The sequence below is a fragment of the Streptomyces sp. NPDC059851 genome (assembly GCF_042732005.1).
Lineage (GTDB): Bacteria > Actinomycetota > Actinomycetes > Streptomycetales > Streptomycetaceae > Streptomyces.
In genome coordinates this window covers 1-6,859 of the sequence record NZ_JBHWJJ010000232.1, presented here as the reverse complement: position 1 = coordinate 6,859, position 6,859 = coordinate 1, and the positions used below count along the sequence as shown (strand labels likewise).

Here is a 6,859-nt window from a genome sequence, read left to right as displayed (position 1 = left end):
CGGAATCGCCCGCCTGCACAACCTCACCCTCGCCGGCTGACAAGAACACGCAGGTCACCCGGCACACCAAAGATCATTTGCGGGACAACCCTTAGCCCTCGCCGTGATCACGCACCGAACGCGCCGAAGTACGGAGGTGGACCCACCGGTGCCGGCCGGCTCGCCCAAAGGACCAGTTCGCCGACACGCCGCCGGCGGCCCCCTGGGCGGTCAGCCGGCCGCCACCACCGACCCCTGACCGAACCGCCGGACGTCGTCCACGGTCACGTCCAGGCGAATCCGCCCGGTAGTGGGCATCTCGCGTGGCGGCGGTGAAAACGCAGGCGCCACCCGGCCGCACGCCGCGGATTTCTGCGACCAGGGCAGGGAATCGCGATCGTCATGGCCCTCTGTAGCCTCTCACGCACTGGAAGCGACAGTCGCTGGTCGAGTTCACCCGGCCGAGGGACCGGACTTCGACGCTCAGAAGTCCGCACCGGCAGGGCTGAGGCATCGGGCAGCCGACCAGACTCATGCCCCCGCCCGCCGTTCCTCCGGTAGCCCCCTGTACCCCCGCACGCGCGTGCAGTTAGGCTTACCTTGTCCTGTGGTGCGAGCGTGCAGGGTCGGGTTCCAGGCAGCAGGCAGCAGGCAGCAGGCAGCAGGCAGCAACCCATAGGACGGAACGGGCAGGGGCAGGGCACAAGTGAGAGACGGCGACCGGGCTTGTGCGCGTCATGCGCCCGCTGGGGCGGGACTCCCATGCGGATGAGGGGCGTCGCACATTACGGCCCCGGGCTCGGGACGAGGCGCCGTGGATAAGATCGCGCTCACGGCAGGAGCCCTGTATGTCATCGTCCTGCTCCGCGCCGGAGGGACGTTCGCCGTCGGGTGGCTCGCCGGCGCCGGCGCCCGGCGCAGCAGGTTCGCCGGGCGGATCTCCTCGGCGAAGTTCCAGCGCGCCGAGCGGGCGATCCAGCGGTGGGGTGCGCCGGTGGTGGCCGTCTCCTTCCTGACCGTTGGTTTTCAGACCGCAGTCAACTTCCTCGCGGGCAGCATGCGCATGCCGTTGCCGCGCTACCTCCCCGCCCTGCTCGTGGGCGGAGCGGCCTGGGCGCTGATCTACGCGACCGCGGGGCTCGGCGTGCTCGAACTGCTGGGAAGGCTCTTCGCCGAGCGGACGGCCCTCGGGGTGGCCGCCGTGGCCGTCCCCCTCCTCGCGGTGTGCGGGGTGGTGGCGTACCGCAGAAGAAGGTCGGCCCTGTCCTCCGGTGACACCGCGGCCGGGGAATCCTGAGCCGTCTCGCGAGGACGCGTGCCACGGCGGGCGAGACGGGACGCGGCCTCAGCTCTCCTCGGACGGGATCCACAGGGCGAGGTCGTGCGCAAGGCCCGGCAGCCTGCCCCTCCTCCATCTCGTCCTGGGAATGCAGCAGCAGGCTGACTGTCTGGCGGGCCGCGGTTCCGGGTGATGGACGCGTACGGCCAGGGGCCAATGCCGCCAGTTACGGCCTAGCAGATACGTCCCCGCCGGCGCGAGTCTGTCTCCATCCAGGACGTTGTCCAGACATCGAGGGTTGTCTCACCTGGGTGACATCTTGTGCGCCTTGTAGCCTCGGCGGCGATCTTCCGTTGGCGTGACTGCGTACGTACGAACGTGCTCAGACCGGTACGGGAGGGATCGGTGCGGCTGTACTTCGCCAGCCATCGGGCGGTGTGGCGGGTGGGTGATGTCGCGGGGATAGATCGGTCCCTTCTGGCAGGGGCTCTTGAGCGGTATCGCCTCCCGGCGGGTACGCCGGTCCTGCTGGACGAAGCGATGCGGCCGGTGGAGCCGGTCTCCTCGTGGTTCCGCAGTCTGGCGCTGGCCCGGCGGGACGCGAAGTCGATGCGGGCCTACGCCTACACGGTGCTGATGCTGCTCGGGTTCCTGCAGGCTCGCGGGACGGACCTGCGTTCGGCCACCGAAATGGACATCCTGCAGTTCCGTCAGTGGCGGCGTGAAGACACCGAAGGCACGGTGGGGGCACCAGCTGGGACCGGGACGCTGCCGTGATCGTCAGCCTCTACAAGCATCTGGTCCGCGTCGGCTATGTGCGGGCCAGTCCGTGGCGGTCGTCGCAGGGGGAGTCGCTGGGGGCCTTCTCCGTTGGCAACGTGCGCATTGCGCGAAGCGGTGACAGGAAGTTGGGAAGGGCACTCAGCGTCATACCGGCTGCACCAATCCACAAAGTGCCTGTTGCCCCGAACACAGAGCCCGAGGCTCCCCCCAAAAGCCCACCGAGAGGAATGCCACCCCAGGAAACAAATCGAGCTGTTGCGCTCATCCGACCCAGGAGCCGATCCGGCGTCAGGGCCTGTTGGAAGCTTGACTGAGCCACCACGCGGACGACTCCACCCAGCGACAGAGCCGCGAGCCCGATCGCAGCCACGTACAGGCTCCAACCCGTTCGCGCTAACGGCATGAGCACGGTCAACGGACAGGTAACCAGCGACGCGATCCAGATGACTGGACCTTGCCCGACCTGCTTGGAGACCCTGGTTGCCAACAGTGCGCCCAGCAAGGCACCACAACCCATTCCCGACAGAATGAGGCCGATACCAAACGACTGGAGGCCTATCTCTCGCTCCAAAAAGACCAGCAACATGGTCTGATACATGACCAGGAAGAGGTTGAATATCACTTCCCCCAGCATGATCGCACGGAGAGTAGGGTACGTGACGACGAATTTTAGCCCCTCCTTAATCTCTCGAGCCAATTGATGATGTTCGCTCGACTCAGGCTTCTCTTCGCGTTTCCGGATGGTGATTGCGAGCAGCCCCGACATAGCCATTGCGGCCGAACTCGCCAAAAGCGTTACAGGAGCTCCAACCAGGCCGACCAGCGGCCCCGCCACCGTCGGTCCGCTGATACTCGTCACCGAACGTATGGCCGACAGTTTTGAGTTGCCTTCCACGAGATTGCCGCGTCCCACCAAGTGCGGGAGATAGCTGACGTACGCAACATCGAAGAAAACAGTCAACACTCCATGAGCCAAGGCGACTGCATAGAGCCACCAGAGGGTGAGAAGCCCCGCCCACCACGCCACCGGAACCGTCAAGAGGAACAGCGCGCGAGCGAGATCAGTGCTGATCATCACCGATCGCTTCCGCATGCGGTCCACCCACGCGCCTGCCGGCAACCCGACCAGGAGCGATCCTGCCGAAGTCATCGAGGTCAGTAAGCCCACCTGGAACTCGTCGGCATGCAATGCCGCGATGGCAACCAAAGGCAAGGTCAGAAAAATAATGCGGTCGCCCAACTGACCGAGCGCAGTGGCAGCAAACAATCGCCCGAAGTCCCGATTACGTAAGAGGCCGAGCCGGGAGGATTTCGCCATGGAATACCCAACTGTCGGATTTTCGATGTCTCTCGAATGGCTCAACGACTAAGGACGGTCGACTCCGAACTCGTAGACCACTTCCCGGCGCATGTCCGGAATGGCCATGTCGGCCGTTTCCACCGGACGTCCGTCCGTATCGAAGATGGTCCGCTCGATCTGCAGCACGAGGTCCCCCACGCTGATCCCCAGAAGGTTCGCCTGCACCTGGGTGGCACGAGCCGGGCGCGGCACCTCGACCACAGTCGCGATGACCACGCCATGGAACGCATGCGCTCGACCACCCCCTTACCCGCCAGGGGACCCATCTCGGGCAGCACAATCGGCGTTCCATCCGTGATAGCCATCGGCTCCCAGGATTCGGAAAGCTGGACGGGTTGCCCGTCGGCGAGGAACTCGTAATGCGTATTGACACAGAGGTCCCCGGGGCTGATGGCGAGCCGCTCGGCAATCGGCTCGGGGGCGGGGACGCGCACCAGACTGTGCGAATCCCAGGCGTCGGCCCTGCCCCGCTCCCTCCTGTCCTGCCAGGGAAGAGAACCCTCCCGGCGTTCGCGGTGCCGCGAGCGGACCAGCCGCAGGCGCTCTCGCGGCCTGCGGACGTAGGTGCCCGAGCCGGCGCGGCCTTCGAGGAGACCCTCGATGATCAAACGGTCCATGGCCCTCTGCATGACGTTGCGTCCGACCCCGTACTCCACGGCAAGCCGTGCCCGAGACGGCAGGCGCTCCCCGATCTCCCACTCTCCGGCGAGAATCCGCGCGCGCAGCACGTCGGCTACTGCGAGGTACGGCGCCTCTCGGGGCATGGATGATCCTCCGGTTGTCCTGCTCTGCGGCAGCTGGTCGTTCCCAGGGGGCGTTGGCAAGTTACTGCACCAGGAAAAAGCTGCTGGAGTAGAAATACGCTCCGCGCTCATGCGCCTACGGAGGTAGTCGGCAAGCAGGCCAACTCGCCGCTGATCGGCTGTCGGCCGCCAAGGCGTAAACCCGGCGTGCTGGTGCCGGGGAAACAGTCCGGCAGGACGACCAGCGTCTGCTGGCTCAGCAGAAGCACGGGGCTGGACGAAACCGAGAACTCCTGGCAGGTGCACGCGCGGATGGTGATGTAACGAACCGTTACGGCGCGTCGTACCTGCTCGTGGCGTTCTGCGCGGGGCGGATGACCGCCTTGCCGGAGTCGAGGTCAACAGCGCTGGGGGGGTGCACCGGATTCGGCGTCATCCCTGAGGACAAGTCGGTGTTCCCGCTCCTGTTGCACGTGTCGCTGTGACGGATGGAAGAGCTCGGCCCACGCCTCGGTGCTGGATGCTCCGCCGCCGCCATGCCTGCGCCGCCGCCAGCCGACCCACGTGAAGAGGAACAGCCCCAGGGAGATGACGACACTGCCAGTCGCAAGGAGCAAGGGTTCTCGCCTACTGGGCATCGATGGTTCGTGCTGACAGGCTGCTGACCAGCGGGGCACGACCGCCAGTGCAGGCTGAGCCAATGACTTGGTGGTAAGAGAGGCGGCTCAGCCGCCGCTGTCTCATGGGACACCTCGCAGTCTGGAGAAAGGTGGCCAGCCACTCCTGGCCTTCACCCAAGGCGGGGCCGGAACCCATCAGTACCGGCCCCCGAGAAGCCAGTTCGTCAGCATGCCGCCGTCGGCCTCCTCGGCACTCAGCCGGCCACCGCAGCCGGCCCCTGGTCGAACCGCGGGACGTCGCCGTCGGTCCAGGCGAATCCGCCGGAAGCGGAGCGGGGGGCGGAAACGCCCGGTCCACGGCCCGACCGACGCTCAACGAACGTCGTGCCCTGGGCACCGGCCCGCGCCCCGCATCTCCCCCAGCTCCTCGCCGACCACGTGCTGGGCGCTCAACAGATCGATCTCGCGTTCGGGTAACCCCATGAGCTCTGCCACCCCGTTCCGCGCGCTCCCCGGATGTGTGCGTTTCCTCCGGTCTGCCTTCGCCGAGTGGCGGGCGGGCCGGTTTGAGGAAACCGCCGCATTTCTCCACCACGCTGGCGGGCCGAGCGCGAATGCCCATGTCCCTGCCGCGGCCGTGAAGGTGCGTGCGCGGCATCGCTCGGCACCTTCAGCTTCGTCTCGGCGCTACTCCTGCCGGCGACGGCAACGATCCCCCGGCGCGGACGTTCCTTCACTGCCTGCGCCCGCATGCCGCACCGACCCCTCGCCATCTTGAGTCAAGGCTTGTCAAGTTTATTGATGCGGACTATATAGGTGTTGTGGCCATGTACATCCGGCGGGCATGGGCACCGCTCTACCCTTGGTGAGTGTCGCGTCACCCTGGTACGAGACGCCTCCCGCACCGGACCGGTACAGCGGCGGCCTTGCTCAAGCCGCCGACCAGTGAGCACCGACAGGTTCACTGATCTGAGAGGAGCGGACGATGACACGCGCAGTCGGGATCGACCTGGGCACGACCAACTCCGTCGTCGCAGTCCTGGAGGGCGGCGAGCCCACGGTCATTACCAACACCGAAGGAAACAGGACCACACCTTCCGTGGTGGCCTTCGGCAAGGGCGGAGAGGTCCTGGTCGGAGAGATCGCCAAGCGGCAGGCGGTGACGAACGTCGACCGCACCGCGCGGTCGGTCAAGCGCCACGTCGGCGAGGCGGACTGGCGTTTCCCGCATGCCGGCGACATCGACGGCAAGCGGTACACGGCCCAGGAGATATCGGCACGCGTCCTGCAGAAACTCAAGCGGGACGCCGAGGCGTACCTCGGCGAGGACGTCACGGACGCCGTGATCACCGTTCCGGCGTACTTCAACGACTCGCAGCGCACCGCGACGAAGGAAGCCGGTGAGATCGCCGGCCTGAACGTGCTGCGCATCATCAACGAGCCGACGTCCGCCGCCCTGGCGTACGGACTGGACAAGGAGAACGACCAAACGATCCTCGTCTTCGACCTGGGGGGCGGCACCTTCGACGTGTCGCTCCTGGAGATCGGCGAGGGGTTGGTGGAAGTCAAGTCCACCAACGGTGACACCCACCTCGGCGGCGACGACTGGGACCAGAAGATCGTCGATCACCTGGTGAAGCAGTTCCAGAACGCCTACGGCATCGACCTGACCAAGGACAGGATGGCACTCCAGCGTCTGCGCGAGGCCGCGGAGAAGGCGAAGATCGAACTTTCCGCCACGACGGAAACGACGATCAACCTGCCCTACATCTCCGCGTCTGCCCAGGGCCCGCTGCACCTGGAGGAGAAGCTCACACGCTCCCAGTTCGAGCAGCTCACCGCCGACCTGCTGGAGCGCTGCAAGGCGCCCTTCCACAACGCGGTCAAGGACGCGAAGATCAAGGTTTCGGACATCGACCACGTCATCCTGGTCGGCGGGTCCACCCGCATGCCGGCCGTCACGGAACTCGTCAGGGAGCTGACCGGCGGCAAGGAGGCCTACAAGGGCGTGAACCCGGACGAGGTGGTCGCCATCGGCGCCACCCTCCAGGCCGGTGTCCTCAAGGGCGAGGTCAAGGACGTCCTGCTCCTCGAC

The 6,859-nt window shown here is 66.3% G+C and carries 5 protein-coding genes and 1 pseudogene; 3 read left to right on the top strand and 3 right to left on the bottom strand.

The features are described 5' to 3' along the window. The first annotated feature begins 793 nt into the window (after positions 1–793). Both ACFV7Q_RS37920 and ACFV7Q_RS37915 read left to right on the top strand, forming a co-directional pair. On the top strand, positions 794–1,276 hold the full coding sequence (locus ACFV7Q_RS37920) for a DedA family protein (protein ID WP_385435501.1): 483 nt from the start codon (positions 794–796) through the stop codon (positions 1,274–1,276). 387 nt (positions 1,277–1,663) lie between these two features. Then, positions 1,664–2,035: a site-specific integrase gene (locus ACFV7Q_RS37915; RefSeq protein WP_385435500.1), complete on the top strand. Its 372-nt coding sequence runs from the start codon at positions 1,664–1,666 to the stop codon at positions 2,033–2,035. Positions 2,036–2,069: 34 nt separating this feature from the next. On the opposite strand, the gene ACFV7Q_RS37910 is transcribed toward ACFV7Q_RS37915, so the two are convergent. The 3 genes and pseudogenes from ACFV7Q_RS37910 to ACFV7Q_RS37900 form a co-directional block, all read right to left on the bottom strand. Then, a complete protein-coding gene (locus ACFV7Q_RS37910; protein ID WP_385435499.1) occupies positions 2,070–3,359 on the bottom strand; it encodes an MFS transporter in 1,290 nt (429 codons plus the stop codon). 48 nt (positions 3,360–3,407) lie between these two features. Next, positions 3,408–4,165 (bottom strand): annotated as a pseudogene (locus ACFV7Q_RS37905) (GntR family transcriptional regulator). Between the two features lie 377 nt (positions 4,166–4,542). Continuing rightward, positions 4,543–4,782, bottom strand: coding sequence for a DUF6191 domain-containing protein (locus tag ACFV7Q_RS37900; protein ID WP_385435498.1), 240 nt, complete (start codon positions 4,780–4,782; stop codon positions 4,543–4,545). A 967-nt stretch (positions 4,783–5,749) separates the two neighbouring features. Here ACFV7Q_RS37900 and ACFV7Q_RS37895 point away from each other — a divergent pair. Then, a partial coding sequence (locus tag ACFV7Q_RS37895; protein ID WP_385435497.1) for an Hsp70 family protein occupies positions 5,750–6,859 on the top strand: 1,110 nt, incomplete at its 3' end.

What these genes read in the sequence shown, in the direction of transcription:
- ACFV7Q_RS37900 (WP_385435498.1), bottom strand. Translation starts at nt 4,782, where the DNA reads ATGCCCAGTAGGCGAGAACCCTTGCTCCTTGCGACTGGCAGTGTCGTC.
- ACFV7Q_RS37910 (WP_385435499.1), bottom strand. Translation starts at nt 3,359, where the DNA reads ATGGCGAAATCCTCCCGGCTCGGCCTCTTACGTAATCGGGACTTCGGG.